The sequence below is a fragment of the Plantibacter sp. AC185 genome (assembly GCF_979258065.1).
Genome location: NZ_OZ409831.1, coordinates 2,977,846 through 3,004,796, shown reverse-complemented (window position 1 = coordinate 3,004,796; position 26,951 = coordinate 2,977,846). Strand labels below are relative to the sequence as shown.

The following is a 26,951-nucleotide window of genomic DNA, read 5'->3' as shown; positions in this document are numbered from 1 at the left end:
TCGCTCGGCTGGGGACGGCTGCTGGCTACCGGCCGATCGTACCGCGGACGATCCCCGCCTCGGCGAGCGCCGCCTGTGCCTGCCGGTGCTTGTTGTCGATCGAGGCACCGATCTCCTGAGCCAGGCGGGGCTTACTGCGAACGAGCTGGTCGATGGTGGACAGCGGCATCCGCAGGACCAGGGTCGTGCCGTCGGCGATCGCGGCGGCCATGGCGACCTCCCTCGTCAGCGCCGTCTGGCCGATGAAGTCGCCGACGCCGAGTCGTTGGAAGGTGATGAGCCCGTCCGTCGTCGGCACGGCGAGATGGACGCCACCCTCGACGAGGAACCGCATCGCGCCGGGGATCGTGCCCGCCTGCTGGATGGTCTCCCCCGGCCCGTACCGCTCGAGTGTGCACGTCCGGGCGAGCTCGTCGTAGTCCTCCTCCCGCGCGTGGAGGGTCGGCGCCAATTCGGCGATGGCACTCCGCAAGCGCTCCGGCGTCGCGACCGGGTCGGAGCCGTCGCCGTCGAGCGCGAGACCGCGGCGCCGCGAGGCGTACCAGAGCCAGGCGCGGAACAGGGCGACGGCGGCGGCGTCGGTGGAGGGCCCGGACACGGGCAGGGTGACGGCGAACCGCGCTGCGCCGAGGTAGGACGCGGACACCACGTCCCCCGGCTCGAGCATCGGCAGTCCCGATCCGACCTCGCGGAGCAGCCGGAGCACATCGTCCGGCGGGTCGTCGGTCGAGAAGGTCACCTCGACGCTCGCGGTGTACGCACCCACCGGTTGGCTGAGGTTCGTGAACGACGCCCCCGCGAGCGAGGAGTTCGGCACGATCTGGATGCCGTTGCCGGTGTCGAGGTGGACCGCACGCCAGTTCACCTCGACCACGCGACCGCGGACGCTTCCCGTGTCGAGCCAGTCGCCGAGACGGAACGGCTGCTCGAACAGCAGCAGCAGTCCCGAGATGACCCCGCCGACCGCGTTCTGCAGGGCGAGGCCGATCACGATCGACGTCACGCCGAGCGCGGTGACGAGGCCACCGATGTCGGCTCCCCACACCCACGAGAACAGGATCGCGAGGCTGATGAGGATGAGGGCCAGCCGGGCGAGGTCCACGAAGATCGACGGGATCCGGTCGCGCCACGACCCCTCCTCGGCGTTCGCGAACAGGGCGACGTTGAAGGCGGAGAGGATGAGCAGGATCACGAGGAACCCGAGGAGGGTGCCGACGATCCGCACCCAGGTGCTGTCGTCCGCCCGCGCCGTGGCGAACACGAGGAGCGCGAACACCGCGCCGACCGGCACCACGTAGTTGCGCAGCAGACGGATCGGTTTCGCCGCAGCGTGCTTCCGGCGGTTGAGCGCACCGAGCACCTCGGTCAGGACGATGAGCAGCACGGGGACGCCGACGGCCAGCGCCACAGCCCAGGGGAACCACGCCTCCTGCCACACCTGCGTCATGACTTCGGCCCCGAGACGACCTGCCAGACGGCCTGCGGACCGCCGCGCGTCTCCACGGTGCCGGCGGCCTCGAAGGCGACGGTGTCCTGCATGCGGTCGCGGACCCGCTGACTGACGAAGATGCCGGCCGTCCCGGAGACCGACTGCACCTGGTTGGCGAGACTGACCGCGTCACCCCACATGTCGTAGGCGAGGCTCGTCCGGCCGACGAGGCCGCTCGTCACGACACCGGCGTCCACGCCGACCCGCAGGGTGAGGTTCGCCTGGTGCTGCGCATTGAAGCGTTCGACGATCGTGCGCATCTCGAGCGCGAAGTCGAGGGTCCGACGCACGTTGTCGACACGTGGGACGATCAGCCCGCAGCTCGCGAGATACCCCTCCCGCAGTGTCCGCACCTGCTCGATCCCGAGCCGCTCGGCCGCCTCGTCGAAGCTGCGGACCAGCGCGTTGAGCATCGACAGCTCCCGCTCCGGATCGAGGCCGCGGGTCAGGTCGTCGAACCCGACGAGGTCGGCGAAGATGACGGACACGTCCTGGTGGACCTCGGAGATCGTCTCCTCACCGTCCTTGTAGCGCTTGGCGACCGACGCCGGCATGAGGGTGAGCAGCAGCTTCTCGTTCTCCGCTCGCTGCTCCTCGATGAGCTCCTGCTCGAGTCTCAGGCTGCGGCTCATGTCATTGAAGGCCGTGCCCAGGTCACCGAACTCGTCGCGTCGGGTGTTCGGCACCTCGACGCTGTAGTCGCCACCGGCCACCCGCCGCACCGCGCCGACGAGTGCCCGCACCGGCCGGGCGAACACCTGCGCCAGGAGCAGGGAGAGCAACGACACCACGACCACGATGGCGAGCACCGAGATGACGAGGTTGCGGGTGAAGTCGGTCACCGGCGCGAAGGCCTCGGCGGCGTCGACCCGGGCGACGAGCACCCACTGGAGCCCGTCGATGTCGACCGGGGTGTACGCCGTGAGGTTCTCCTCACCGAGGTAGCCGCGCCCGATGGTGGTGCCGGTCTCGCCCGCGAGCGCACGCTCGACCGAGACGGTGCGGGTCGGTTGGATCTGGATCGTCCCCGCGACGGCAACGGCACGCGCGGCGGTCTCCGGCGGTGTGCCGGCGGCGACCGCGGCCCGCTCGTACGCCTTCGGATCCTCGATCAGCAGACGGGAGGTCGAGCGCATGAGCTGATCGGGCCCGGCGAGGTACGTCTCGCCGGTCTCCCCCAGGCCGTCCTGCTCCCACTGGCCGGAGCCGGTCATGATGTCGTTGATCGCCTCGATCGGGACCTGCAGCGCCATCACCCCGTCGACCCGACCGTTCTCGCCGACCGGTGAGAAGATCCACTGCGTCGGGACGTTGAGCGACGGCTGGTAGCGCTCGAAGTCGGTGATGCCCACGTAGTCGATCGCATTCGACCGGAGCGCCGCGGTGAAGCCGTCCTCGAGCACCCCGCCCTTGTAGGGGCCGGTCAGGACGTTCGTACCGAGGTCCGGGCCCTTGTAGGCGCTGTAGACGACGTCGCCCTCGTCATCGATGAGCAGGGCGTCCTCGTACCCGAAACGGTCGATGATCTCGCGGAAGTAGTCGTGGTACTGCGCGTGCACGGACGACCAGGCGCTCCCGTCACCGGCGTCGTCGACGGTGATGGCGGTGTCGTAGTCGAGGTCGCCCGGCGTGTACACCGACTGCAGGTAGGTCTCGGCCGGGTTCGTCGGGATGAACGCAGCCGGGTCCGCCTCGTCTCCGGTGCGTTCGGCGAGCTCCGGAGCGAACGTGTCCTCGTAGAACGACGTCACCGTCGACGCGCGCGCCGGGTCCACCGGCTGCTCCTCCAACTCGTGGAAGGCGTCGTGGAAGCCGTTCATCGCGTCGACCACGGTGGTGCCGCGGGTGTAGACGACGAGCGAGTCGCGCGTCTGGTCATAGTAGTTCGTGATCTCACGGGCGCGGGACTCCCGGACCTCGGTCAGCCGCTCGAACGACGCCTGGCGCAACGAGTCACTGCCGGACAGGTACCCGACGATCCCGGTCACGATCGACGCTCCCACGCTGACGAGCAGCAGCATGACGAGCAGCTTCGACTGGATGCTGAAGCCGGGGCGACCGAACCGTCCGCGACCGAACCCGCGGGACCTGGCGGCCGAAGAGGGTGCCGGCGGAATCAGTGGGACTGTCGGGCCCGTCGGCGCGGCGCCGTCTGGCGAGGATCCGGATGGTGCGTCCACAGCTGCGGTCATCGACGAGTCCCCTACTCGATCCGGCGGTGCGCGGTCACCCCCTCCTTCGGGGGTCACGATGGCGCTCACTCTAGCCACCCGTGCCGCGCGCCCACAATGGCTGGGCCGCGATTCTTCGCCGGCCGGACTGCGCCGTCAGGCCTACACACGTCAGCGCGTCGTCGACGTGCCCGACCCGACGCGACGTCCTGCTCAGACGGTGACGGCCTGCTGGGCGTAGAGGGTCGCGTACACGCCGCCGGCGGCGAGCAGTTCCTGGTGGGTGCCGCGCTCCACGATGCGCCCGCGATCGAGCACGAAGATGACGTCGGCGTGCACGATGGTCGACAGGCGGTGCGCGATCGACACCGTGGTGCGTCCGCGGGTCGCGTCATCGAGGGCGACCTGGACGACCCGTTCGGAGATCGTGTCGAGAGCGCTCGTCGCCTCGTCGAGGATGAGCACCTCCGGATCCTTCAAGAGCACGCGCGCGATGGCGATGCGCTGCTTCTCGCCGCCGGACAAGCGGTAGCCGCGCTCCCCGACGAGCGTGTCGTAGCCGTCCTCGAAGCGAGCGATCGTCTCGTGGATGTTCGCCGCGCGGCAGGCGGTCTCGAGCTCCTCGAGGGTCGCGTCGGGCTTCGCGTAGCGGAGGTTCTCGGCGATCGTCGCGTGGAAGAGGTAGGTCTCCTGACTGACGATGCCGATGCGGGAGACGAGGGACTCCTGCGTGACGTCGCGGACGTCTGCGCCCGCCACCATGACCCGTCCGCCCGAGACCTCCTGGAAGCGCGGGATGAGGTAGGAGATGGTCGTCTTGCCTGCTCCCGACGGTCCGACGAACGCGGCGAACTGTCCGGGTTCGATCGTGAAGGAGACGCCGTCGAGGGTGGGTGTCGAGTCGTCCTGGGCGTCGGCGTAGCGGAAGGTGACGTCGTCGAAGCGGATCTGCGGTGCGACGCTCGGGAGCGGTGCGGCGCCGGGGCGGTCGGCGATCGCGGGCTTGAGGTCGAGGTACTCGAAGATCCGCGCGAAGAGGGCGCCGGAGGTCTGCAGGTCGAGGGCGACGCGCATGACGCCCATGAGCGGGAACAGCAGGCGGGCCTGGATGGTGGTGAAGGCCACGATCGAGCCGGCGGTGACGTCCACCGCCCCACCGGTGATGAGCCAGCCGGCCACCAGGTAGACGATCGCGGGGATGGACGACAGGAAGATGTTCACCATCGCGAAGAACCACTGGCCGCTCATCGCCTGGCTGACCTGGAGGCGGATCTGGGTGCGGTTCTCGGCGCTGTAGCGCTCGACCTCGGTGTCCTGGCGGTTGAAGCTCTTCGCGAGGAGCACGCCGGAGACGCTCAGGGCCTCCTGGGTGATCGCGGTCATCTCCGACAGCGACTCCTGCGTCTTCGTCGCGATCCGTGCCCGGACCTGACCCACGCGGCGCTGCGCGATCACGAGGATCGGCATGAGGATGAGGGCGACGATCGTCAGTTGCCAGTTGAGGATGAGCATCGCGACGAGCGCAGAGATGACCGTCACGGTGTTGCCGAGCACACTCGACACGGTGTTGGTGAGGACGTTCGCGACGCCGCCGACGTCGTTCTGGAGGCGCGACTGGATGATGCCCGTCTTCGTGCGGGTGAAGAAGCTCAGTTCCATCGCCTGCAGTTGCGAGAACAGCTTGATGCGCAGGGCACCCATGACACTGTTGCCGACGGTCGCCGTGAGGTAGGTCTGCCAGACGCCGAGCAGGGCGGCGATGATGAACAGCGCCACCATCACGCCGACGATCTCCGCGAGGGCGACGAGGTTCGGGGTGCCGCCGTCGGTCGGGAACAGGCCGACGTCGAACGCCTGCTCGACCAGCAGCGGAGGGAGCACCGCGAGGGCGGCACCGATGACGACGAGCACCATCGTGAGGATGATCTTGGCGCGGAAGGGTACGAACAGCGCGACGATGCGCTTGCCGAGGTTCGGGATCCTCGGTGCCTCGGCGTTGAGCGCCTTCTGCGCCGCCATGTCGCCACCGCTGACACGGCTGCCCGCGCGAGGCCCGCCGCCGCCGGGTGCACCGCCGCGTGGCCCGCCCCGTCCGCCGTGCATGCTCATCCCGCCACCCTATCCCCGCCCACCGTCCCTCCCGCCCCTCTCCCCGTCCCGCGGTTCACAACTCAGGAGTGGCTCGGCGTTTCGCCTCCGTTTGTGTACCTGCTGGCCGACACGCCGTCCCCGATCCTGAGTTGTGAACCGACGCGAGCGTGCTCCACAACCGGTCGAACCGGTCATCGGTGCACATCGGCGCAGGCGTGCGTCATCGCAGCGGATGCGACACGAGGACGCTGGAGCGATGATCGGACTCGCGACCGCCGTAGAGCACCTGGGACAGGTGGCGACTCGGCGTGAACTGATCGACCACGGTTTTACGGGGCGACAACTGACCTTCGCGGTGGCGACAGGACTCCTCGTCCGACCACGCCGTGGCTGGTACGCGGCACCCGCCGCAGATCCAGCCTTGATCCGGGCCGTACGGGTGGGCGGGCGACTGGGCTGTGTTTCAGCCGCGGAGCGTTACGGCTGGGCCGTTGCTCGGAGGGGTGAGTTGCATGTGAGCCTCACCGAGAACGCCTCACGACTCCGCCATCCCGATGACCGGACGACCTACCCCAGTGGCGAGGAGTTCCGCGACCTGCAAGGTCTCGTTCTGCACTGGCACTCGCCCCTCTCCAGAGATGACCGACCGAAGCTCCTGACCTCGCCGTACGAGACCACCCTGCAGATCGCAGCCTGCCAGCATCCCGACCTCGCCGTCGCCGCATTCGACTCCTTCATCAACGTCGATCCACGCGGCGCAGCTCATCTCGAGGACTGGCTGCGGGAACTCCCCCGCCGGTTCTTCGACGCCCTCCCCCGGCGAGAGAGCGGCTGCCACAGCTTCCTCGAGACCATCGGCCGGATCCGCCTCGAGCGTGCGGGCATCCGCGGAGTCCACCAGGTACTTATCGATGGGGTAGGACGGGTCGACCTCGTCCTGGCGGGACGGATCGTGATCGAGTGGGACGGACGTGAGTTCCACGACACGCCAGATGCTCACGAGCACGACCGCTGGCGGGACGCGATGCTGGTGATCCGCGGGTACCGCGTCCTCCGATTCACCTACCGGATGGTCATGGACGACTGGTACGCCGTCGAAGGAGCCATTCGTTCGGCTCTCGCCGAATCGTGACCTCTACTGGTCGTTCGATGTGCCGTTGCTCTCGGTGCACAACTCAGGATGTCCGCGGAGTGTTGCGTCCACAACCCGGTCAATCGGGCGGGGCACGCCGAGGCTCTCCTGAATTGTGAACACTGCCGTCGAACTCCCACACCTGTCTCCTTGTTCACAATTCAGGACGGATTCGGCGAGCCTGACTGAGTCTCCCGGCGGCAGGTCCGACACGCCGAGGCTCACCTGAATTGTGAACCAGACCCGACGACCGGCAGACGCACGGACGCCCCGGGAGCGTGAGCTCCCGGGGCGTTCGCGCACCGACGACGCTGTCGATCGGAGGATCGAACCGCGGCGTCGGGTCAGCCCTTCGTCGAACCGGCCAGGAGCCCGCGGACGAAGTACCGCTGCAGCGCGAAGAACACGATGAGCGGGACGAGGATCGAGATGAACGCGCCGGCGGTGAGCAGGTGCCACTCATTGCCACGCGTTCCGGTGATCTCCGCCAGCAGCTTCGTGATCGGTGCGACCTCGCCGTCCGCGAAGATGAGCGCGACCAGGAGGTCGTTCCACACCCACAGGAACTGGAAGATCGCGAACGACGCGATGGCGGGCATGGTCAGCGGCAGCACGATCCGGAAGAAGATCTGACCGTGACCCGCGCCGTCCACGCGTGCCGCTTCGATGACCTCACCGGGGATCTCCGCGACGAAGTTGTGCAGCAGGAAGATCGCCAGCGGCAGCGCGAACATGGTGTGGGCGATCCACACCTGGGCGAAGGTGCCGCTCGCGTCCAGTCCCTCGCCGACCTGTAGACCGAAGATGTTCAGGCCACGGGAGAAGGTCGACAGCAGCGGGACGAGCGCCATCTGGATCGGCACCACCTGCAGCGCGAACACGAGGATGAACAGGAAGTTCTTGCCGCGGAAGTCGATCCACGCGAACGCGTACGCCGCGAGGCTCGCCACCACCAGCGGGATCAGGGTCGCCGGGACCGCGATGGCGATCGAGTTGACCCACGAGCCCGCGAGGTTCAGCGTCGAGTTGCCGGCCTGCAGCACCTGCACGTAGTTGTCGATGGTGACCTGGAAGTCGGAGAAGATCGTCCACCAACCGGTGGTCTTCACCTGCTGCTCAGGCCGGAACGAGGAGACGAAGAGACCGAAGGTCGGGATCGTCCACAGCACAGCGATGACGACGGCCGCGATGGTCGCGCCACGGCTCGTGAGCCGCTTCTTCGTCCGTCGGCTCGCAGCCTCGATGCCGCGTTCACCCTTCGCGAGCTGGTCCTTCGTGGACTCGTCGATCGGTAGTTCGATCGGCTGCACAGCACTCATCGGATCTCCCTCTGCTTCTTGATCTGCCGTGCGTTGTAGATGACGATCGGCAGCACGAGGATGAACAGGATCACGGCGAACGCCGCACTCCGGCCGTTCTCGAAGTTCTTGAACTGGGTGTACATCTCATTCGCGATGACCGAGGTGCCGTTGTTGCCGGCGGTCATGGTGCGGACGATGTCGAAGACCTTCAGCGACGCGATCGAGATCGTCGTGACGACGACGACCAGCGAGGAGCGGATGCCGGGGACGATGACGTTGGTGAAGCGCTGCCAGCCGTTCGTGCCGTCGAGCTCGGCGGCCTCGATCTGCTCGGTGGGGACACCCTTGATCGCGGCGGACAGGACGACCATCGCGAACCCGGTCTGCACCCAGATGAGCACGACGATGAGGAACAGCGTGTTCCACGGCTCGTTCTGCAACCACTGCACCGGGGTGCCGCCGAACCACACGACGATCTGGTTGAGCAGACCGATCTGGGTCGCGCCGGCCTCACGGTAGGCGTAGATGAAGCGCCAGATGATGGATGCGCCGACGAAGGAGATCGCCATCGGCATGAAGACGAGGATCTTGAAGTACTTCTCGCCGCGGGACTTGTCGATGAACACCGCATAGGCGAGGCCGAAGGCCGTCGACAGCGCCGGGACGAGGAGCACCCAGATGATCGTGTTGATCACGGTGCGGATCGCGCTCGGCTGCGTGAACAACCAGATGAAGTTGTTCAGCCCGACGAAGTTCTTGCCGGACGCCGACATGAATGCGGCGATCGTCGTGTTGATCGACGGCAGGATCAGGCCGATCAGCAGCAGCAGGAACGCCGGTGCGAGGAAGCCGACGAGCTGGACGAGGTACCCGACGCCCTTCTTGGAGCGGTAGTCGAGGAGGAAGAGCACGCCACCCAGAACGGCTGCGACAGCCGCGGCCCACAGGAACGAGCCGAAGAAGAGGACGACGATGACGGGCACCAGGACGCAGAACGCCAGACGGATGACCGTGTAGAGGGTGCCCTTGCGTGGCGCGATGTCCACGAAGAAGAGGAGGAGGGCCACCACCGCGCCGAAGGCGATGACGACGATCGGGATCTGGGCGAGCGGTGGCAGTCCGCCCAACCAGTTGAGGAAACCTGACATAGCTGGCCTTTCGAGTACGGCGTTGGACCCTGAGTGAACCCTAGGGGGTTCCACTGCCGAGGCGGAAGCGCCGGAGGGTGATCACCCTCCGGCGCTTCCGCTCATGAGCAGCAGTTCCGGATATCGATTACTCGCTGGAGGGCCAGCCGGCTTCGATGTCCTTGAGGACCTGGTCGGTCTCGTCGCCGTTGATCCAGTTCACGAGGCCCTTCCAGAAGGTTCCGGCGCCGACGGCACCGGGCATCAGGTCGGAGGCGTCGAAGCGGAACGTGGTCTTCTCGTCCTGCAGGATCTCGATCGCCTGGCTGAGGATCGGGGTCGAGGCGTTCGCCGGGTCGAGGCCGTTGTTGGCCGAGATGACGCCGCCGAGCTTGACTCGCTTGTTCGCCCACTCAGGGCTCGAGAGGTACTCCTGGACCTTGACGGTGCTCTCGTCGTCGCTGAACGCGCCGACGATCTCGCCACCACCGGTGACAGCGGTCTCGCCCTCCTTGATGCCGGGGGTCACGAAGGCCCACACGTCACCGTCGGGGGCGACGGTCGCGCCGGCGTCCTCGAGGAAGCCGGAGAAGAACGATGCCTGGTGGTGCAGTGCGCAGGCGCCGGAGGCGAGCGCCGGAGCGACGTCACCGAACTCGGTCGAGTTGATCGACGACACGTCGCCGAAGCTCGCGTTCACGTACTCCGGGTTCTTGAGGATCTCGCCGACCGAGTCGAACGCTTCCTTGATCTTCGGGTCAGTGAACTTGACCTTGTTGGCCACCCAGTCGTCGTAGACGTCCGGGCCCTGCTGGCGCAGGACGAGGTCTTCGATCCAGTCGGTGCCGGGCCAGCCCGAGGCGTCGCCGGAGCCGAAGCCGGCGCACCAGGGTGCGGAACCCGTCTTCTCCTGGATCGTCTTGGTCAGCGTGAGCAGCTCGTCCCAGGTCTTCGGGACCTCGACGCCCCATTCCTTGAACTTGGCCGGCTGGTACCAGACGAGGCCCTTGACGCTCGCCATGAGCGGCGCGCCGTAGACGGTGTCGTTGACGGTGCCGTAGGCGGCCCAGTCCTTCGACCAGTACTTCTCGATGTTCGCCTTGACGCTGTCGGGCGCGGGCTTCAGGTAGTCGCGCTTGGCGAGGTCGGCCAGGAGGCCGGGCTGCGGGAAGATCGCGAGGTCGGGCGGGTTACCGCCCTGGGCGCGGATACCGATCTGCGACTCGAACTCCTTGGAGGACTCGTACTTGATCGTGATGCCGCTGTCCTTCTCGAAGTCGGCCCAGCTCTCCTCGAGCAGCTTCGCCTCGGTGTCGGCGATCGTCCCGTAGATGGTGACGGTCTTGTCGTCGTCGCCACCGCCGCTGCTGCCCGATCCGCCTGAACAAGCGGTGAGCGCGACGCCCGCGACGGCCAGGACGGCCAGCGGCAGGGCCGTCCGGCGGGTCCGAATGAAACTCATCTGTGTCCTCCTCATTGAGTGCTGCAGGTTCGAACGTCTCCAGGGTCGAGCCGTTCCGATGATGCACTGGTGCGGAATCGGCCCGGATGCGGAACCGTTTCCATGCGTCAAAGTACTTCACCCGGCGACAGGATGCAAGCACGAGAACATAACGAAATAGACAGTGAGAGCGCTCCCACCGAAATCACGCGGTCGGCCGGACCGTTCGTGTTCCAGATGTTATGGATCAGTTCCAGTCTGCAGTTCCAGGTCTGTTCCAGATTCGCTATGGTGGTGCTACCCAACGGAGGGAGTCGGCATGAGTGGTGCCATCAGTGATGTCGCGGCCCTCGCCGGCGTTTCAAAAGCGACGGCCTCGCGAGCGCTCACCGGGCGTGGATACGTGTCGGCCGAGACCCGGGAACGGGTCGTGCAGGCCGCGGCCACGATCGGGTACGTCGCCTCGCCCATCGCCGCGAGCCTGTCCACCGGACGCACGCTGGCCATCGGCGTCCTCACCTCGTTCCTCAACCGCTGGTACTTCGGGGAGGTCCTTGAAGGCGCCGAGGGGGCCCTCCGTGCGCGGGGCTACGATCTGACGCTCCACCACCTGCCGCCCGACTCCCCGGAACGCGACCGCATCTTCGACGCCTACCTCACGAACAAGCGCTTCGACGGCATGATCTCGATCGGGATCGAGGCCTCGCAGGACGAGATCGCGCGCCTGCTCGCCAACCCCCGTCCACTCGTGTCGATCGGCGGCAACATCCGCGGGGCCCACTCCATCAACATCGACGACCAGGCGCTCGGCCGCGAGGCGACGGAGCACCTCATGACACTCGGGCACACGCGCATCGCCCACATCACCGGTCACGACGCCGAACTGCAGACGGACACCGTGCACGGCAGGCGCCTGGCCGGCTACCTGGCGGCGATGGAGGAGGCAGGGCTCACCTCGGCCGTGCACGTCCTGCCCGCCGTCCATTCGCTGCCGGGCGGATACGAAGCCGCGGCGCAGTTGCTCCGGGATGCGAGGATCCGCCCGACGGCGGTGTTCGCCTCGACGGACGAGGTGGCGATCGGCATCATCATCGCCGCACGACGCCTCGGGATCACCGTTCCGGCGGAGCTGTCGGTCATCGGGATCGACGGGCACTCCTACGCGGAGATGTTCGCGCTCACCACCTTCGAGCAGGAGCCCCGAGCGCAGGGGCGGCATGCCGTCGAGATCCTCCTCCAGGACCTGGAGGACGAGCAACGCGCGCAGGCCCCGGACTCCGAGGAGCCGGGCAGCGCCGTCTCCGAGGTGCGCTGGCCGACGCGTCTGGTGATCCGACAGACCACGACGCGCCCCGAGTCCGCCGAGTAGACACCCCGGCTGCGCTCCCAGCGCGGTGCGCTGACGCGAGCGCGCCCCACTGACGTGAGCGCGGGCCCCCGGAGGGGAGCGCTCGCGTCAGTGGGGCGCGGTGACGGGTCGGATCAGCTCGCGTCGGCTGCGGTGATCGCGATGGCCTCGTCGAGCTCGCTCTCCACCGGGCCGTCGACGCGGGCGAGGTGTTTGCGACCGAGGACGACGATGAGGACCGCGACGATGAGCGAGCCTGCGGCCACGTAGTAGGGCGCGGCGGGCGAGAGGAGCTTCGCGATCTCCGCGGCGGCCGGCGGCGCGATGGCCCCACCGAGGAACCGTACGGACGAGTAGGCCGAGGATGCGACGTTGCTCGGCAGGTCCGTCGCCTCCATGACCGACTCGGTCAGCACCGTGTTCATGACGCCGAGCAGGAGCCCGCCGACGACGATGCAGACGATGAGGCCGGTGGTGGACTGCACGAGGAGTCCGGCCGCGACGAGGTCCAGCGCCAGCAACGGCAGGACCAGCTTGATCACGGAGGTGCGGCGCATCCGAGCCGTGAGCAGCGGTGCGACGAACACGCTCGTGATCGCCAGCGCGACACCCCACCCGAAGAAGGTGAACCCGAGACCCATCGCATCGAGGCCGAGCGGGAACGGCGAGTAGGCGAGCAGGGTGAAGAAGCCGATGTTGTAGAACAGGGCTGCTGCCGCGAGGATGCCCAGCGACGGGATCGCCAGCGCTTTGAACGGCGCGGACAGCTTGAGCGGCGCGGGCTTCGGTCCCTCGGTCTTCAGCAGGGTCACGATCGCGATGAACCCGACGGCCATGAGCGTCGCGGTGCCGAAGAACGGCCACTTCCAGCCGATACCGCCGAGGAGACCACCGAGGAGTGGACCGATCGCGATGCCGAGCCCGAGTGCGGCCTCGTACAGGATGATCGCGTTGGCGCGGCCGCCCGCTGCGGCTCCGACGATGGTGGCGAGTGCCGTCGAGATGAAGAGCGCGTTGCCGAGGCCCCAGCCGGCCCGGAAGCCGATGACGGCACCGACGGAGTCGGACAGGCCCGCGAGGAGCGCGAACAGGACGACGAGCGCGAGTCCGATGAGGAGCGTGCGCTTGGCACCGATCCGGCTCGACAGCCAGCTCGTGAACAGCATGGCCACGCCGGTGACGAGCAGGTAGCTCGTGAAGAGCATCTCGGCCTGCGTCGGCGTCGCCTGGAGGTCTTCGGCGATCGCGGGGAGGATCGGGTCGACGAGGCCGATGCCCATGAAGGCGATGACACTCGCGAAGGCGACCGCCCAGACGGCCTTCGGCTGATGCAGGATGCCGCCGAGGCCGGCACTGTGGCTGGTGCCGTGGCCGTGGCTCGACGCTGCGGACGTGGGCACGGAGGACGTGCGTGCGCTGGTGTCGGCGCTCATGCCGTCAGCTCCGAGGCGACCTCGACGGCAACGCGGGCCTGGATGATCTCGACGGTCCTGGCGATCGCAGCGAGGTCGTCGTCCTCGAGGTCGGTGAAGGCCGGCTCCAGGGCGTCGGTGAGCTCGTCGCGCCAGGCGAGGAGAGCGGCCGTCCCCTTGGGGGCGATGGCGATGAGCCACGCGCGGTGGTCGTCGACGTCGGCGATCCGCTTGATCCAGTCGCGCTCGTCGAGGCTCTGTACGAGCTTCGTCATCGTGGGTTGGGACACCCGGCTCTGGCGGGCCAGTTCGCCGACCCGGACGGGGCCGACCGTGGTGAGCACGGAGAGTGTGCGCCAGACGGCGGGCGATTCGGAGGATCCGGTGGCCTGGGCGGCAAGGCGGGTGAGCCGGTGCGATGCCGTGATGAGGTCGCCGAGGATGGTGTGCAGGGGTGAATGCGTACGGTTCTCGGTCATGATCCATCCAGTATACATAGCCAGGCTATGCATTCGCACACGCAGTCCGGTGATCACCATTCAGGAGGCTCCCGGCGCGTCGGCACCGAGAGCCTCCCGCAGGGCGGGACTCGCCCAGGCGGACCTGAAGTGTGAACCGGTCAGCGCATCCAGGTGGTGAAGGACTGGCTGACCCGCGGATCGGGCGGGTGGGCGTCGGTCGCCCGTTCCGACTCGGTGAAGGCGGATGCGAGCTGGGCTCGGATCCAGGTGATGGTTGCACGCCAGCGTGCGTGGGTGTTCATGGTGGTGGGTTCTCCCGATTCGGGCACCGCACCGACGGCCCACGCTCACACGGAGCGGGACGACGACGCGGATACCTGCGTGAACCGTCGACGAACGTCGTCGACGGGTGCAGAGCATCCGCGTCCGTGTGGAGTGACGCGACGAATCGCAGGCCCCCCGGTTAACTGACGGAGGGCACCGCTCCCGAACGGATCGGGGGCGATGCCCTCCGATCACGGATGTCTCTGCCGAGTGCGTGCAGCACTCGTCTCAAGAAGATCCGCGATCGTCAGCGGCGACCGACCGGAGTCGGTCGCCAGCCCAGTGGTTGTCCCCCGCAGGGGACCGACTACTTGAGCGTGACGGTGGCGCCGGCAGCCTCGAGGGCTTCCTTCGCCTTGTCAGCGGCTTCCTTGTTGGCGCCTTCGAGGACGGCAGCCGGAGCGCCGTCGACGAGAGCCTTGGCCTCGCCGAGGCCGAGCGAGGTGAGCTCGCGGACCGTCTTGATGACCTGGATCTTCTTGTCGCCAGCAGCCTCGAGGATGACGTCGAAGTCGGTCTTCTCTTCGACCTCTTCGACAGCAGCGCCAGCAGCAGCCGGGCCGGCGACGGCGACGGGAGCAGCAGCGGTGACCTCGAAGGTCTCCTCGAACAGCTTGACGAACTCGCTGAGCTCGATGAGCGTGAGCTCCTTGAACGCGTTGATCAGTTCTTCGTTTGACAGCTTTGCCATGATTGTTCTCCTTGTTTCATGCCCTGCAACCGCATCACGCGGCGGACAGGTACGGGGTTGATTGTTCGCGGAACCGAATTACTCGGCCGCGGACTCCTGCTTCTCGCGCAGCGCCTCGACCGTGCGAACGGCCTTCGAGAGCGGTGCGTTGAAGAGGTAGGCAGCTCCGAACAGCGAGGCCTTGACGGCGCCGGCAAGCTTTGCCAGCAGCACTTCACGGGACTCGAGGTCGGCGAGCTTGCCGACTTCTTCAGCGGTCAGCGGGTTACCGTCGAAGTAACCGCCCTTGACCACGAGGAGAGGGTTTGCCTTGGCGAAGTCACGAAGAGCCTTCGCGACGGTGACCGGGTCACCGTGCACGAATGCGATCGCGGACGGACCGGCGAGCTCGTCGTCGAACGACGAGATGCCGGCGTTGTTCGCCGCGATCTTGGTCAGCGTGTTCTTCACCACGGCGTAGGTTGCGTCCGCACTGATGCTCTTGCGCAGGTTCTTGAGCTGAGCAACAGTGAGGCCGCGGTACTCGGTCAGCAGAACGGCGGTCGAGCTCTGGAACTTCTCCGTGAGTTCGGCAACCGAGGCTTCCTTGTTCGCCATGGCCACTCCTTTTCGAATCTTGAATGCATGCAGCGGAGGCCGCACACACCAACCGCCGGGCCGGTGAAGGGTTCGGGCATGAAAAAAGCTCCGGCGCAAGCGCACGGAGCTGGGGAAAGGCAAGCCTCGATCAGATCTTCATACACCTGCGCTGGACGTCTCGTCATGAGAACCTTCGACTGTCTCGTTTGCACGCGACAGTGACCGGCGGTCTTTGGTTTCGACAACCATAACACACCCCCGGCCCCGTCCCGACAGGCGTGCACCGGGCATCCACCACCCGTCCGGATGTCCGAGGCGCCCGGCACCATGGAGCCATGATCCAGACGCTCGCCATCTCCGGCTACCGGTCCATCCGAGACACCGTGCTGCCGCTGCACGGCCTCGACGTCGTGACCGGCGCGAACGGCACCGGCAAGTCCAACCTCTACCGGGCACTCCGACTCCTCGCGAGTGCGGGCGACGGCGATGTCGTCGGATCCCTCGCCCGCGACGGCGGGCTCTCCTCGACGCTCTGGGCCGGCCCCGAGCACGTGAGTCGGGCCATGGTCGACGGCTCCGTCCCGGTCCAGGGCACGCGCCGCTCGGGTCCGATCAGCCTGCGACTCGGATTCGCGACGGACACGCTGGGGTATCTCGTCGACCTCGGGATCCCGCAACCGTCCACGACGCTGTTCGGCCGCGACCCCGAGATCAAGCGGGAGCAGATCTTCGCCGGCGCACTGGCCAAACCGAGCAGCCTGCTCGTCGACCGACATGGTCCGGCGGTCCGGGTCCGCGACGGGTCGTGGCGTCCGATCGGTCGAACGCTCGGCACCTCGGAGAGCATCCTCACCGAGTTCTCGGACGCCGACGCGACGCCCGAGGTCCTCCGCGTGCGCGGCCAGGTGCGCGGCTGGCGGTTCTACGACCAGTTCCGGACCGACCGCGAGGCCCCGGCGCGTGCGCCGCAGGTCGGGACGAGGACGCCTGTGCTCGGGCACGACGGCGCGGACCTCGCCGCCGCGGTGCAGACGATCATCGAGTCCGGCGGCCGGAATCGCCTCGACGCCGCCGTCGACGATGCGTTCCCCGGCAGCGTGCTGCGCGTGCGCGCCGACGACGGGGTGTTCCGGCTGGAGCTCGAACAGCCGGGGATGCTCCGTCCACTCTCGGCCGGCGAGCTGTCCGACGGCACGCTCCGTTACCTCCTGCTCGTCGCGGCGCTCCTCACGCCACGCCCGCCCGAGCTCATGGTGCTGAACGAGCCCGAGACGAGCCTCCACGGGGACCTCCTCCCCCAGCTCGCTCGGCTCATCACCGCGGCGAGCGCCGACACACAGCTCGTGGTCGTCTCCCACGCCCGTCCGCTCATCGAGGCCATGCTCGAGGCCGGCGAGGTGCATGAGCACCGGCTGGTGAAGCGACTCGGCGAGACGACCATCGAGGATCAGGGTCTGCTGTCGACGCCGCCGTGGGCCTGGCCGTCGCGGTGAGCGTCCGGCTCCGGTGACCGCCGTCTAGGCGCGGTCGGCCTGCTTGCCCAGGTAGCGGTCCGAGCCGTAGCTGAGGATGAAGAACCCGATCAGCTGGAACAGGACGAGTCCGAAGATCCGGAACACCGTGCTCTTGTCGAACTGCTTGCCGATGTGCCAACCGACGATCCATCCGAACACGATGTTCACGAGCGGGATGAAGTAGAGGATGGTCGCCGCGCCGGAGAAGCCGGCGAGCTTGACGACGACGTACCAGTTGTAGATCGGGATGATCGCGGTCCAGCCGGAGCGGCCCGACTTCTCGAACATCCCCCAGACGGAGGCGACGAACAGGGCGTAGCCGATGATGCCGCCGAAGACGTTGGCGGGGGCGTTCATGAACTCGATGGCGGCACGACCGTTGTCGTCCGCGGCGAGCAGGATGGTGTCGAACACGGTGGTGGCGCTCCTTATGGTCATCGCGGTCGACCGACCGCCTCATCCGACGAATGTAGCGTGCGGGTCACACCGCGGACCAGCGGGTGTCCCGCAGACGCTCAGACGGCCCGGGCGGTGCGGGCGGCGTGCACGAACGACCGGATGAGCTCCGGCGACTTCACCCCGCGCGAGGACTCGACCCCGCTGGACACGTCGACCCCCCAGGGCCGGAGTTCCGCGATGAGGCCCTGGACGTTCTCCGGTGTGAGCCCACCCGCGAGGATCCAGGTGCGGGTGGGTGGGTTCGCCACGAGGGCGATCGTGTCGAAGGTCTTCCCGGCTCCCGGGTCAGGTGCATCGAGGAGCAGCAGCTCCTCGGCGTAGGCGGCGCGCTCGGCGGCGTTCTCGGAGGCGTAGTGCACCGCCGAGGTCGCCCGGAGCGTCCGCCATCCCATCGCCTGCAGCTCCTGGAACGCCTCGGGTGGTTCGTCACCGTGGAGCTGGACGGCCTGCACCCCGGCAGCACCGGCGATCCGCGAGACCTCCTCGACCGACTGGCGCCGGAAGACGCCGACCGTGAGCACCGACTCGGGGACGTCGGCGAGCAGCGAGGCGACGCGTTCGGGCTCGACGGTCCGGGGCGACCCCGGCGCGAAGACGAATCCGATCGCGTCGACTCCGGCGTCCACCGCCGCAGCGACGTCGGACGCCTCGGACAGACCGCACACCTTCACCCACATGGGGACCACGCTACCCGGCCGCACGGATCACTCCGCCGTCGGGACGAGGACGTCCGGGGTGGCGACGGCCGGTAGCTCCACGCGGAACACCGTCCGTCCTGGTGTGCTCTCGCACCTGACCGTGCCGTGGTGCGCGGCCACGACGGCGTGCACGATCGCGAGCCCGAGGCCGGTGCTCCCGGTGGCCCGGGAGCGGGAGTCGTCACCGCGGACGAAGCGCTCGAAGAGGTTGGGCTGCAGCGCAGGGTCGATGCCGGGGCCGTCGTCCGACACGGTCAGCACGGCGATCTCGCCCGCAGGACCGCTCTCGACCGCCAGCCCCGTCCGCACGGTCGTCCCGGCGGGCGTGTGGGTCCGCGCGTTGGCGAGTAGGTTGACGATCACCTGTTGCAGTCGGGACGCATCACCCGTGACGAGGACGGGCTCCTCGGGGAAGTCCAGTTCGAACACGTGGTCCGGCCCGGCGACATGGGCGTCGCCGACGGTGTGGATGACGAGTTCGGTGAGGTCGACGGGGCGCTTCGCGAGTTCGCGTCCCTCGTCCAACCGCGCCAGCAGCAGCAGGTCCTCGACGATCGTGGTCATGCGACCGGCCTCGGAGCGGATCCGGCCGAGGGAGTGCGTGACGTCCTCCGGCAGCGCGTCCGACTTCCGGGCGGCGAGTTCCGAGTATCCGGCGATGGACGCCAGCGGGGTCCGGAGCTCGTGGCTCGCGTCCGAGACGAACCGGCGCACCTTGTTCTCGCTCGCCTGCCGGGCGTTCAGCGCGGACGAGACGTGCCCGAGCATGCGGTTGATCGCCGATCCGACGCGTCCGACCTCGGTGCGCGGGTCGGTGTCCGACTCCGGTACCCGGACGGCGAGCGCCACCTCACCGCGGTCGAGGGGCAGTTCGGCGACGACCGCGGCCGTCGCGACGACCCGGTCGAGCGGGCGGAGCGAGTACCGCACGATCGCGAACGCGGCCAGCCCGGCGAGCAGCAGGACCACGACACTCATGATCGCGATGAGGGTGACGAGCTGCATGACCGTCGACGCGACCTCGGCGAGCGGCAGCCCGATGATCCTCGTCGCGCCGCTCGCGTCGGTGACGGCGACGACGCGGTAGTCGCCGAGGTGCTCCCCGAGGTTGATGGTCGACGGTCGGTCACCGGCCGACACCGTGAGGATCATGGCGTCCTGACTCTCGGTGCACGGGACCGTGCTGCCGTCGGCGTTGAGGTATCCGGCGCTGACGATGGTGCCGTCGACGACGATCGCCCCGAGTGCGCCGGGGCCGAGGCCCGGAGCGCCGATGAAGGCGGGCGGCTCGCGCGTCCCCGAACCGCCACCGTAGCCGTCCGGGATCGCGGCGTCGGGGATCGACTCCGGCGCAGGGAGTTGACCGTTGCGACCGTAGTCGACGATGCGCTCGGCGGCCTTCGTGAGCTGGTTGTCGACGCCCTCGGTGAGAAGGCCGCTCACCGCCACCGCGCTCGCGACACCGACGACGGCGCTGCCGAGGGCGAGGAGCCCGACGACGACGACCATGAGGCGTCGACGGAGCGTCCACGGAGCGCGCTTGGGGTGGGTGGAGTCGGTGGTCGTCGCTGCCGGGTCGGTGACGGGGGCGCTCGTGGTCACGAACCGACCGTCGGGATCTTCAACATGTAGCCGGCGCCGCGCACGGTGTGGATCATGGGCTCGCGCCCGGCGTCGATCTTCTTCCGCAGGTAGGAGATGTAGATCTCGACGACGCTCGCACGACCGCCGAAGTCGTAGCTCCACACCCGGTCGAGGATCTGGGCCTTGCTCAGCACCCGGCGCGGGTTCCGCATGAGGAACCGCAGCAACTCGAACTCGGTCGCGGTGAGTTCGATGGGCTCGCCGTCGCGCGTCACCTCGTGGCTGTCCTCGTTCAGCACGAGGTCGCCGACCACGATGTCCGGGCCGGACTCATCGGCGGCCAGCAGGGTCGAGCGGCGGATGAGCCCGCGCAGCCGGGCGACGACCTCCTCGAGGCTGAAGGGCTTGGTCACGTAGTCGTCGCCGCCGGCGGTGAGGCCCGCGATGCGGTCGTCGAGCGAGTCCTTGGCGGTGAGGAACAGGACGGGGACGTCGCTCCCCGAGGTCCGCAGGCGGTTCAGCACCTGCAGGCCGTCCAGGTCCGGCAGCATGATGTCGAGCACGATGGCGTCCGGGCGGAAGTCGCGGGCGATCGTGAGGGCCTCGCGGCCGTCGGCGGCGGTCCGGATCTCCCAGCCTTCGTAACGCAGGGCCATCTGCAGGAGGTCCGTGAGCGTCGCCTCGTCGTCGACGACGAGCACACGGACGGCGGTGCCGTCGGCCCGTTTGAGTGCGCTTCGCGCGGCACCGGGCGCCTGGGTCGGGATGTTCACGCGTTCAGTATTCGCCTCCGCCCTATGAGCTGTCTATGAACCGACCACACGGATGCTGTGCCCTCCCCGAGCAGGCGAGGCGCCCACATCGACCTGGGCCGATTCATAGCGTCGCCGAGGCGCAGGCCAAGCGGGCCTCCGTAGCGTCCGGTCCAAGTCATCCGCGACGTGCGGATCGTCGGCGTCGCGCAACGGGGACGCCGGAACGTGCACCAGAGCAGAAGGAAACACAGACATGTTCGGAACGTATCTCCGGCGGGAACTCGTCGGTCGTCGGAAACAGACGATCATCATCGCCATCGGGATGGCGCTCGCCATCGCCCTCGTGATCATCGTCAACTCGGTCGCAGCCGGTGTGAAGACGGCGCAGGCGTCGGTGCTGGAATCCGTCTACGGGGTCGGAACGGACATCACCGTGAGTCAAGCCGCCGAAGCGCCGACGGAGGGCGGCGGCCCCGGCCAGAACTTCGACTTCGGCTCGGGCGACGGGTCGACGAGCGACGGCACGACGACCGTCAACCAGTCGCGGTTGGAGGCGGCGCGCGCCACGTCGACCTTCGACGCGACGGCGCTCGGCACGATCACCGACGTCGCCAACGTCGAGGCCGCCGCAGCCACCCTGTCGCTCACGAACACGACCTTCACGGGCGAGCTGCCCGACTTCTCGCAGGCGCAGGGATCCGGCGGGACGGCAGGCGCGCCCGGCGGTGACGCGTCCGGTGCGACCCCGCCGCAGGGCGGTCCGGACGGCGCAGGCGGGAGCTCCTTCGGCGTCGACTCCTTCACGGTCCTCGGTCTCGACCCCTCGGGCGACGCCGTCGGTCCGCTCTCGGCCGTCACCCTCAGCGACGGTCGCTCGCTCGCAGCCGACGACACGGGCACGGACGTCGCCGTCCTCGACGCCTCCTACGCGACCGAGGCGGGGATCGCCACCGGCGACACGATCGACATCGCGGGCACCACGTTCAGCGTGGTCGGCACGGTGACCGCCTCCGGAGCCGACGCCACGACCGCCTCGAACGTCTACATCCCCCTCGACGTCGCGCAGACGCTCGCCGGACTCGACGGCCAGGTCAGCGACGTGTACGTGCAGGCCGCCTCGTCGACCGACATCACGCAGGTGCAGACGGACATCGAGGCGGCACTGCCCGACGCGACCGTGAGCACCCAGGAGGACCTCGCGTCCACCGTGTCCGGCTCGCTCGCCTCGGCGTCGACGCTCGTGTCCAACCTCGGCACCTGGCTGTCGCTCATCGTGCTCGCCGCCGCGTTCCTCATCGCGATCCTGTTCACGATCTCCGGCGTCACGCGCCGCACTCGCGAGTTCGGCACGCTCAAGGCGATCGGCTGGAGTGACCGGCGCATCGTCGGCCAGGTCGCGGGTGAGTCCGTCGTGCAGTCACTCATCGGCGGCGCCGTCGGTGTCGCGGTCGGCCTCCTCGGCATCCTCGTCGTGAACCTCGTCGCCCCGACGCTCAGCGCGGCGGCGACGACATCGGCCGGTGGCGGACTCGGCGGACCCGGCGGCGCCGCGGGCGTGCCGGCGGACGCGGTGGCGGGAACGGCCGGTGGGTTCGGCGGCGCCCCGGGCGCTGCGGCCGCGACCACCACCGACATCGTCCTCCAGGCTCCCGTGACCGCGTGGATCATCGTCATCGCCGTCGGGATCGCCGTCATCGGCGGGCTGCTCGCGGGTGCCATCGGCGGGTGGCGCGCCTCACGGCTGCGCCCGGCCGAGGCGCTCCGCTCCGTCGCCTAGGCGACGCACCAGACGCCGCCGGGTGGTCGTCTCCCCCGCGACCACCCGGCGGTCCCACTTCTCACTCCGACCAGCAGAACGAAGGACCCCATGTACACGATCACCGGCCTCACCAAGCAGTACCGCCAGGCGAAGCGCTCGGTCACGGCGCTCGACGGCGTCGACCTCGACATCCCCGACGGACAGCTCGTCGCCATCCAAGGTCCGACCGGCGGCGGCAAGTCGACGCTCCTCCAGATGCTCGGCGCGCTGGACCGACCGACCGCCGGCAGCATCTCCCTCGCCGGCGACGACCTCTCGACGCTCAGCGAGACGAAGCTCGGCAGGATCCGCGCCACGGAGATCGGCTTCGTGTTCCAGGGGTTCAACCTCATCCCGACGCTGACGGCACAGGAGAACGTCGAGATGGCCCTGGTCCCGATCGGGACCCCTCGGGCCGAACGCGAGACCAGGGCTCGGGCGGCGCTCGCGTCCGTCGGACTCGCGGAGCGGGGTTCGCACCTCCCCGCCGAGTTGTCCGGCGGGCAGCAGCAGCGGGTCGCGATCGCCCGTGCGCTCGTCAAAGAGCCCGAGGTGCTGCTCGCCGACGAACCGACCGGCAACCTCGACGAGGAGACCCGCGACGAGATCATGGACCTCCTCGAGGGTCTGTGGCGCGACCGCGGGCTCACGGTCATCGTGGTGACGCACGACACCGCGGTCGCCAAGCGCGCCGAGCGTCGTCTCCACATCGCGAACGGGAAGCTCAAGGACGTCACGACTCGGCGCTGATCGCCCACTCGGCAGGCTCGGGGAGCGGCTCACATCCGCTCCCCGAGCCACCTACTCCCTGTCGAAGGGCCTCGGGAATACCCCGCCGTCGTGATTGGTTGACACTGATCAACTACTTCTCATATAGTTGACGCATATCAACTAGCTGACGTCATCACGATCGCGGAGCCCATGTCACACACCACTTCAACACCCGCCACGCCCGCTCGCGCGGACAATGGCATGACGCATCGCCAGGTGCTCGAGGCCCTCTCCGGCCTCCTCCTCGGCATGTTCGTGTCGATCCTCGCCGGAACCGTCGTCTCGACCTCCCTCCCCCGGATCATCTCCGACCTGAACGGCGACCAGACGGCGTTCACCTGGGTCGTCACGGCCACGTTGCTCGCCACCACCGTCTCGACGCCCATCTGGGGCAAGTTCGCCGACCTCTTCAACCGCAAGCTGCTCATCCAGCTGGCGCTCGGGATCTTCGTCCTCGGCTCGGCGCTCGCGGGCTTCTCGCAGGACACCGGCACGCTCATCGGCTTCCGCGTCCTGCAGGGCCTCGGCGCCGGTGGTCTCACGGCGCTCAGCCAGATCATCATGGCCGACATCATCAGCCCGCGTGAGCGTGGCCGGTACATGGGCCTCTTCGGTGCGGTCATGGCGGTCGGCACGGTCGGCGGCCCGCTCTTCGGCGGACTCCTCACCGACTCGCTCGGCTGGCGCTGGAACTTCTTCGTCGGCGTCCCCTTCGCGATCGCAGCGATCTTCCTCCTGCAGCGCACGCTCCACCTCCCGAAGCGGAACGTCGGCAAGGTCAAGATCGACTACCTGGGCGCCGCCCTCATCGCCGGAGGCGTCTCGCTGCTGCTCATCTGGGTCACCCTGGCGGGGACGCAGTTCGAGTGGGCGAGCTTCACGACGCTCGTCATGGTGGGCATCTCCGTCCTCCTGCTCGCCGCCGCGGTCATCGTCGAGATCAAGGTCGACGAGCCGATCATCCCGATGTCGCTGTTCAAGAACCGCACCTTCACCCTCGCGGTCGTCGCGAGCATCTCGGTGGGTGTGGCGATGTTCGGCACCTCGGTGTTCCTCAGCCAGTACATGCAGCTGGCGCGTGGAGCGACGCCGACCGAGTCGGGCCTGCTGACGCTCCCGATGATCGGCGGCCTCCTGATCGCCTCCATCGTGGTCGGGCAGTTCATCTCCCGCTTCGGCCACTGGAAGCCGTACCTCATCGTCGGCTCGATCCTCCTCACCGTCGGCCTGTTCCTCATGAGCACGATCCACTACGACTCGAACTACCTGCTCGTCTCCGTGTACATGTTCGTCCTCGGCGCCGGTGTCGGCATGGTCATGCAGAACCTCGTGCTCGTGGTCCAGAACGATGTCCTGCCGCAGCAGCTGGGTACGGCGAGCGCGGGCGTCGCGTTCTTCCGCAGCCTCGGCGGCACGATCGGCGTCTCGGTCATGGGCTCGGTGCTCGCGACGAAGGTCACCGACATGCTCTCCGACCGACAGGACGACCTGCAGGCGGCAATCGTCGCCCTCGGTGCTCCCGGCGCCAAGATCGCCGAGACGCTCTCGAGCGGCACGATCCCGAAGGTGAGCACGCTGCCCGAGTCGGTGCGGACCATCATCGAATCCGTCTACGGTGACGCGGTCGCCGACATCTTCCTCGTCGCCGCACCACTCGCGATCCTGACGATCATCGCCGTGATCTTCCTGCCGAACAAGAAGCTCGGTTCGAAGAACGCCGTGCAGCGCATGGCTGAGCAGGGCACCGGAGCGCCGGCCCTCGTCGGCGCGGCCACCGGTTCCGTCACGACGGCCACCGCGTCCACGTCGACCCAGTCGTTCGCGACCGGTGCGCTGGACGTGGCCGAGGCCATGATCGGTGGCGAGGCGGACACCCGACTCGAGCGAGGACGGGACGAGACCGCCGACAGCGGCGCGGAGGCCGAGGCACACAGCCCCCGCCACGGCCGCTAGTCCGTACAATGCGAACGATGTCCATCGATCACGACGCCCAGGCCGGGCCGGACGCTGCCGACGACGCAGCGGCCGGTACCGCGCACGACCTCGCGATCGGTGCCGTGGAGGAGCAGTTCGCGCTGCTCATCAACCGCATCCGCAACGGCATCCGCGACCGCGCCGAGCGGATCTCCCCCGGACTCCAGCCGGCCGGCTACAAGCTGCTCAGCATGGTCTCGCGCTCCGGAGCGATCCGCGCCGGTGCCCTGGCCGAGATGCTCGCGACGGACAAGAGCGCGGTGAGCCGCCTCATCCACCAGCTGGAGACGCTCGGCCTCGTGACGAGGACGCCGGACCCCGAGGACGGCCGCGCGAGCCTCGTCGTCGCGACCGCCGAGGGCGAGCGCCGGATGGAGTCGACACGGGCCAACGACCAGGCGATGCTCTACCAGCAGCTCTCGTCCTGGGACGAGGCCGAGGTGCGGCGGCTCGCCGAACTCCTCGCGAAGCTCAACGGCGCCCTCTGAAGTCCCTTTCTCAGGAGTCCCCCGGAGCGCCGGGCTTGCGAGCGAGTGACGCGCCGAGGAACTCCTGAGAACGGGTCAGCGCCAGCTGTGCTTCGGGTCGTACCCGAGGACCTCGCGCGCGTGGTCGATCGAGAGCAGCGTCCCGTTGCCGGCGATGTCGCCGTTGACGGGCACGTCCGGGAAGACCTCCGCGACGAGCTCGACGTTGTCGCGCGACATGACCGTGTCGGCCGCAGCGATGATGAACCGGTCGAACCCGGTGGCCTGGTGCTCGAGCGCGAGCCGCACGGCCTGCGCGCCGTCACGGCCGTCGATGTAGCCCCAGAGGTTCCACTTGCGGAGAGTGGCGTCGGCGTCGAACGACGGGAACGCCGCGTAGTCGGCCTCGTCCATCACGTTGGAGAAGCGGAGGGCGATGATCTTGAGCTCGGGGTGCCACCGCGTGAGTTCGATCGCCAGCTGTTCCTCGAGGTGCTTCGAGAGCGAGTACGTCGACTCGGGTCGCGCCGCGTAGGCCTCGTCGACGGGGATGTAGGGCGGCGGGGTGTCGAACGGCAGCCCGAGGACGGTCTCGCTCGACGCCGTGACGATGTTCGTGATGCCGGCCTTGATAGCGGCGTTGAACACGTTGTAGGTGCTGAGGATGTTGTTCTGGAAGGTCGCCGTGTTCGTCGAGAGCCCCGGCGCGGGGATGGCGCTCAGGTGGACGACCGCGTCGAACCCGTCCGGCGCCTGCTCGTCCACGCCGGTGAGGGCGTCGAACACTTGGCCCGCATCACGCAGGTCAATACGGACGAAGCCGTCACCCCGCTCCCCTGCCTGGTCGAAGTTGATCACCAGGTGACCGTGCTCCCGAAGGTGGCCGACCACTGTTCGCCCGAGCTTGCCCGAGCCTCCCGTCACTGCGATTCTCATGACGCCCATCCTGGTCCATCAACCCGCGATCGCGTGGACGATTGACAACTCCCCCAGGATCGGGCGACCGAAGCGGAATGGTCGACCGCCGGGTCGCGTTGGACGAGACGTGAAGCTCACCCTGTACACCTCCGCGTTCTGCGCTCCCTGCATGCAGGCTCGCGCCGTCCTGGCCGAGGTCCCGGCGCTCGTGGCCGGTGCCGTCGTCGAGGAGCGCGACGTCGCCTTCCGTGCGGCGGAGGCGGAGGCCGACGGCATCCGCTCCACCCCCACGGTCATCATCACGGCCGACGACGGCACCGAGGTGTTCCGTGCGACCGGCGCGCCCACGCTCAACCAGGTGCTCGTCGCGGCGGCGAAGGCGTTGTAGCCCTTCGACAGGCTCAGGGACCGAAGAGGCGGCTCAGGGACCGAAGAGCAGCTCAGGA

24 protein-coding genes are annotated in these 26,951 nt (G+C 68.3%); 8 read left to right on the top strand and 16 right to left on the bottom strand.

What is annotated here, in order from left to right; genetic code table 11:
• Positions 1-25: 25 nt before the first annotated feature.
• The 3 genes from ACZZZB_RS14265 to ACZZZB_RS14255 form a co-directional block, all read right to left on the bottom strand.
• A complete protein-coding gene (locus ACZZZB_RS14265; protein WP_463530019.1) occupies positions 26-1,447 on the bottom strand; it encodes a mechanosensitive ion channel domain-containing protein in 1,422 nt (473 codons plus the stop codon).
• Positions 1,444-3,681, bottom strand: coding sequence for an adenylate/guanylate cyclase domain-containing protein (locus ACZZZB_RS14260; RefSeq protein WP_463530018.1), 2,238 nt, complete (start codon positions 3,679-3,681; stop codon positions 1,444-1,446). The genes ACZZZB_RS14265 and ACZZZB_RS14260 overlap by 4 nt, the downstream gene beginning before the upstream one ends.
• A 192-nt stretch (positions 3,682-3,873) precedes the next feature.
• Positions 3,874-5,763: an ABC transporter ATP-binding protein gene (locus ACZZZB_RS14255; protein ID WP_463530566.1), complete on the bottom strand. Its 1,890-nt coding sequence runs from the start codon at positions 5,761-5,763 to the stop codon at positions 3,874-3,876.
• Between the two features lie 502 nt (positions 5,764-6,265).
• On the opposite strand from ACZZZB_RS14255, the gene ACZZZB_RS14250 reads away from it, so the two are divergent.
• On the top strand, positions 6,266-6,883 hold the full coding sequence (locus ACZZZB_RS14250; protein ID WP_191941750.1) for an endonuclease domain-containing protein: 618 nt from the start codon (positions 6,266-6,268) through the stop codon (positions 6,881-6,883).
• A 344-nt stretch (positions 6,884-7,227) separates the two neighbouring features.
• On the opposite strand, the gene ACZZZB_RS14245 is transcribed toward ACZZZB_RS14250, so the two are convergent.
• From ACZZZB_RS14245 to ACZZZB_RS14235, 3 genes are all read right to left on the bottom strand, one after another.
• Positions 7,228-8,202, bottom strand: a complete 975-nt coding sequence (locus ACZZZB_RS14245; RefSeq protein WP_463530017.1) for a carbohydrate ABC transporter permease — start codon at positions 8,200-8,202, stop codon at positions 7,228-7,230.
• Positions 8,199-9,332: a carbohydrate ABC transporter permease gene (locus tag ACZZZB_RS14240; RefSeq protein ID WP_079706729.1), complete on the bottom strand. Its 1,134-nt coding sequence runs from the start codon at positions 9,330-9,332 to the stop codon at positions 8,199-8,201. The genes ACZZZB_RS14245 and ACZZZB_RS14240 overlap by 4 nt, the downstream gene beginning before the upstream one ends.
• Before the next feature lie 127 nt (positions 9,333-9,459).
• The gene (locus ACZZZB_RS14235; RefSeq protein ID WP_159879891.1) at positions 9,460-10,773 is read right to left on the bottom strand and encodes an ABC transporter substrate-binding protein; all 1,314 of its coding nucleotides are present in this window, start codon (positions 10,771-10,773) and stop codon (positions 9,460-9,462) included.
• A 298-nt stretch (positions 10,774-11,071) separates the two neighbouring features.
• Here ACZZZB_RS14235 and ACZZZB_RS14230 point away from each other — a divergent pair, with 298 nt between their 5' ends.
• Positions 11,072-12,121 carry a LacI family DNA-binding transcriptional regulator gene (locus ACZZZB_RS14230; RefSeq protein WP_191941751.1) on the top strand — a complete coding sequence of 350 codons (1,050 nt, stop codon included), beginning with the start codon at positions 11,072-11,074 and terminating at the stop codon, positions 12,119-12,121.
• Between the two features lie 113 nt (positions 12,122-12,234).
• On the opposite strand, the gene ACZZZB_RS14225 is transcribed toward ACZZZB_RS14230, so the two are convergent.
• From ACZZZB_RS14225 to rplJ, 5 genes are all read right to left on the bottom strand, one after another.
• Entirely contained in the window at positions 12,235-13,533 is a 1,299-nt protein-coding gene (locus ACZZZB_RS14225; RefSeq protein WP_463530016.1) for an MFS transporter, read from the bottom strand.
• Positions 13,530-13,991, bottom strand: coding sequence for a MarR family winged helix-turn-helix transcriptional regulator (locus tag ACZZZB_RS14220; RefSeq protein ID WP_064294532.1), 462 nt, complete (start codon positions 13,989-13,991; stop codon positions 13,530-13,532). Before ACZZZB_RS14220 ends, ACZZZB_RS14225 begins: the two co-directional genes overlap by 4 nt.
• Positions 13,992-14,131: 140 nt before the next feature.
• Positions 14,132-14,275: a hypothetical protein gene (locus ACZZZB_RS14215; protein ID WP_274500405.1), complete on the bottom strand. Its 144-nt coding sequence runs from the start codon at positions 14,273-14,275 to the stop codon at positions 14,132-14,134.
• A gap of 329 nt (positions 14,276-14,604) precedes the next feature.
• Complete coding sequence (rplL, locus tag ACZZZB_RS14210; RefSeq protein ID WP_056014124.1) at positions 14,605-14,988, bottom strand: 50S ribosomal protein L7/L12; 384 nt, start codon at positions 14,986-14,988, stop codon at positions 14,605-14,607.
• 78 nt (positions 14,989-15,066) lie between these two features.
• Complete coding sequence (gene rplJ / locus ACZZZB_RS14205; protein WP_079706724.1) at positions 15,067-15,585, bottom strand: 50S ribosomal protein L10; 519 nt, start codon at positions 15,583-15,585, stop codon at positions 15,067-15,069.
• A 317-nt stretch (positions 15,586-15,902) separates the two neighbouring features.
• On the opposite strand from rplJ, the gene ACZZZB_RS14200 reads away from it, so the two are divergent.
• Complete coding sequence (locus tag ACZZZB_RS14200; RefSeq protein ID WP_194645148.1) at positions 15,903-17,060, top strand: AAA family ATPase; 1,158 nt, start codon at positions 15,903-15,905, stop codon at positions 17,058-17,060.
• A 24-nt stretch (positions 17,061-17,084) separates the two neighbouring features.
• Here the strand turns inward: ACZZZB_RS14200 and ACZZZB_RS14195 are convergent, their stop codons facing one another.
• The 4 genes from ACZZZB_RS14195 to ACZZZB_RS14180 form a co-directional block, all read right to left on the bottom strand.
• Positions 17,085-17,495 carry a DUF5684 domain-containing protein gene (locus ACZZZB_RS14195; RefSeq protein ID WP_194645147.1) on the bottom strand — a complete coding sequence of 137 codons (411 nt, stop codon included), beginning with the start codon at positions 17,493-17,495 and terminating at the stop codon, positions 17,085-17,087.
• Positions 17,496-17,596: 101 nt separating this feature from the next.
• On the bottom strand, positions 17,597-18,217 hold the full coding sequence (locus ACZZZB_RS14190) for a phosphoribosylanthranilate isomerase (RefSeq protein WP_426737756.1): 621 nt from the start codon (positions 18,215-18,217) through the stop codon (positions 17,597-17,599).
• Positions 18,218-18,244: 27 nt separating this feature from the next.
• Complete coding sequence (locus tag ACZZZB_RS14185; protein ID WP_463530015.1) at positions 18,245-19,840, bottom strand: sensor histidine kinase; 1,596 nt, start codon at positions 19,838-19,840, stop codon at positions 18,245-18,247.
• The gene (locus tag ACZZZB_RS14180; protein ID WP_079003251.1) at positions 19,837-20,595 is read right to left on the bottom strand and encodes a response regulator transcription factor; all 759 of its coding nucleotides are present in this window, start codon (positions 20,593-20,595) and stop codon (positions 19,837-19,839) included. Before ACZZZB_RS14180 ends, ACZZZB_RS14185 begins: the two co-directional genes overlap by 4 nt.
• A 235-nt stretch (positions 20,596-20,830) precedes the next feature.
• On the opposite strand from ACZZZB_RS14180, the gene ACZZZB_RS14175 reads away from it, so the two are divergent.
• The 4 genes from ACZZZB_RS14175 to ACZZZB_RS14160 all read left to right on the top strand — a co-directional run bounded on the left by ACZZZB_RS14175 (position 20,831) and on the right by ACZZZB_RS14160 (position 25,608).
• Positions 20,831-22,354 carry an ABC transporter permease gene (locus tag ACZZZB_RS14175; protein WP_463530014.1) on the top strand — a complete coding sequence of 508 codons (1,524 nt, stop codon included), beginning with the start codon at positions 20,831-20,833 and terminating at the stop codon, positions 22,352-22,354.
• 90 nt (positions 22,355-22,444) lie between these two features.
• Positions 22,445-23,125, top strand: coding sequence for an ABC transporter ATP-binding protein (locus ACZZZB_RS14170; protein WP_192005851.1), 681 nt, complete (start codon positions 22,445-22,447; stop codon positions 23,123-23,125).
• Between the two features lie 222 nt (positions 23,126-23,347).
• Entirely contained in the window at positions 23,348-25,099 is a 1,752-nt protein-coding gene (locus tag ACZZZB_RS14165; RefSeq protein WP_463530013.1) for an MDR family MFS transporter, read from the top strand.
• Positions 25,100-25,116: 17 nt separating this feature from the next.
• A complete protein-coding gene (locus tag ACZZZB_RS14160) occupies positions 25,117-25,608 on the top strand; it encodes a MarR family winged helix-turn-helix transcriptional regulator (RefSeq protein ID WP_161578662.1) in 492 nt (163 codons plus the stop codon).
• A gap of 75 nt (positions 25,609-25,683) precedes the next feature.
• On the opposite strand, the gene ACZZZB_RS14155 is transcribed toward ACZZZB_RS14160, so the two are convergent.
• A complete protein-coding gene (locus ACZZZB_RS14155; RefSeq protein ID WP_463530012.1) occupies positions 25,684-26,523 on the bottom strand; it encodes an NAD-dependent epimerase/dehydratase family protein in 840 nt (279 codons plus the stop codon).
• 109 nt (positions 26,524-26,632) lie between these two features.
• Between ACZZZB_RS14155 and ACZZZB_RS14150 the strand changes: the two genes are divergently transcribed.
• Positions 26,633-26,893, top strand: coding sequence for a thioredoxin domain-containing protein (locus ACZZZB_RS14150; RefSeq protein WP_159879909.1), 261 nt, complete (start codon positions 26,633-26,635; stop codon positions 26,891-26,893).
• Positions 26,894-26,951: the final 58 nt, after the last annotated feature.

What these genes read in the sequence shown, in the direction of transcription:
- ACZZZB_RS14265 (WP_463530019.1), bottom strand. Translation starts at nt 1,447, where the DNA reads ATGACGCAGGTGTGGCAGGAGGCGTGGTTCCCCTGGGCTGTGGCGCTG.
- ACZZZB_RS14260 (WP_463530018.1), bottom strand. Translation starts at nt 3,681, where the DNA reads ATGACCGCAGCTGTGGACGCACCATCCGGATCCTCGCCAGACGGCGCC.
- ACZZZB_RS14255 (WP_463530566.1), bottom strand. Translation starts at nt 5,763, where the DNA reads ATGCACGGCGGACGGGGCGGGCCACGCGGCGGTGCACCCGGCGGCGGC.
- ACZZZB_RS14245 (WP_463530017.1), bottom strand. Translation starts at nt 8,202, where the DNA reads ATGAGTGCTGTGCAGCCGATCGAACTACCGATCGACGAGTCCACGAAG.
- ACZZZB_RS14240 (WP_079706729.1), bottom strand. Translation starts at nt 9,332, where the DNA reads ATGTCAGGTTTCCTCAACTGGTTGGGCGGACTGCCACCGCTCGCCCAG.
- ACZZZB_RS14235 (WP_159879891.1), bottom strand. Translation starts at nt 10,773, where the DNA reads ATGAGTTTCATTCGGACCCGCCGGACGGCCCTGCCGCTGGCCGTCCTG.
- ACZZZB_RS14230 (WP_191941751.1), top strand. Translation starts at nt 11,072, where the DNA reads ATGAGTGGTGCCATCAGTGATGTCGCGGCCCTCGCCGGCGTTTCAAAA.
- ACZZZB_RS14225 (WP_463530016.1), bottom strand. Translation starts at nt 13,533, where the DNA reads ATGAGCGCCGACACCAGCGCACGCACGTCCTCCGTGCCCACGTCCGCA.
- ACZZZB_RS14220 (WP_064294532.1), bottom strand. Translation starts at nt 13,991, where the DNA reads ATGACCGAGAACCGTACGCATTCACCCCTGCACACCATCCTCGGCGAC.
- ACZZZB_RS14215 (WP_274500405.1), bottom strand. Translation starts at nt 14,275, where the DNA reads ATGAACACCCACGCACGCTGGCGTGCAACCATCACCTGGATCCGAGCC.
- rplL (WP_056014124.1), bottom strand. Translation starts at nt 14,988, where the DNA reads ATGGCAAAGCTGTCAAACGAAGAACTGATCAACGCGTTCAAGGAGCTC.
- rplJ (WP_079706724.1), bottom strand. Translation starts at nt 15,585, where the DNA reads ATGGCGAACAAGGAAGCCTCGGTTGCCGAACTCACGGAGAAGTTCCAG.
- ACZZZB_RS14200 (WP_194645148.1), top strand. Translation starts at nt 15,903, where the DNA reads ATGATCCAGACGCTCGCCATCTCCGGCTACCGGTCCATCCGAGACACC.
- ACZZZB_RS14190 (WP_426737756.1), bottom strand. Translation starts at nt 18,217, where the DNA reads ATGTGGGTGAAGGTGTGCGGTCTGTCCGAGGCGTCCGACGTCGCTGCG.
- ACZZZB_RS14175 (WP_463530014.1), top strand. Translation starts at nt 20,831, where the DNA reads ATGTTCGGAACGTATCTCCGGCGGGAACTCGTCGGTCGTCGGAAACAG.
- ACZZZB_RS14170 (WP_192005851.1), top strand. Translation starts at nt 22,445, where the DNA reads ATGTACACGATCACCGGCCTCACCAAGCAGTACCGCCAGGCGAAGCGC.
- ACZZZB_RS14165 (WP_463530013.1), top strand. Translation starts at nt 23,348, where the DNA reads ATGACGCATCGCCAGGTGCTCGAGGCCCTCTCCGGCCTCCTCCTCGGC.
- ACZZZB_RS14160 (WP_161578662.1), top strand. Translation starts at nt 25,117, where the DNA reads ATGTCCATCGATCACGACGCCCAGGCCGGGCCGGACGCTGCCGACGAC.
- ACZZZB_RS14155 (WP_463530012.1), bottom strand. Translation starts at nt 26,523, where the DNA reads ATGAGAATCGCAGTGACGGGAGGCTCGGGCAAGCTCGGGCGAACAGTG.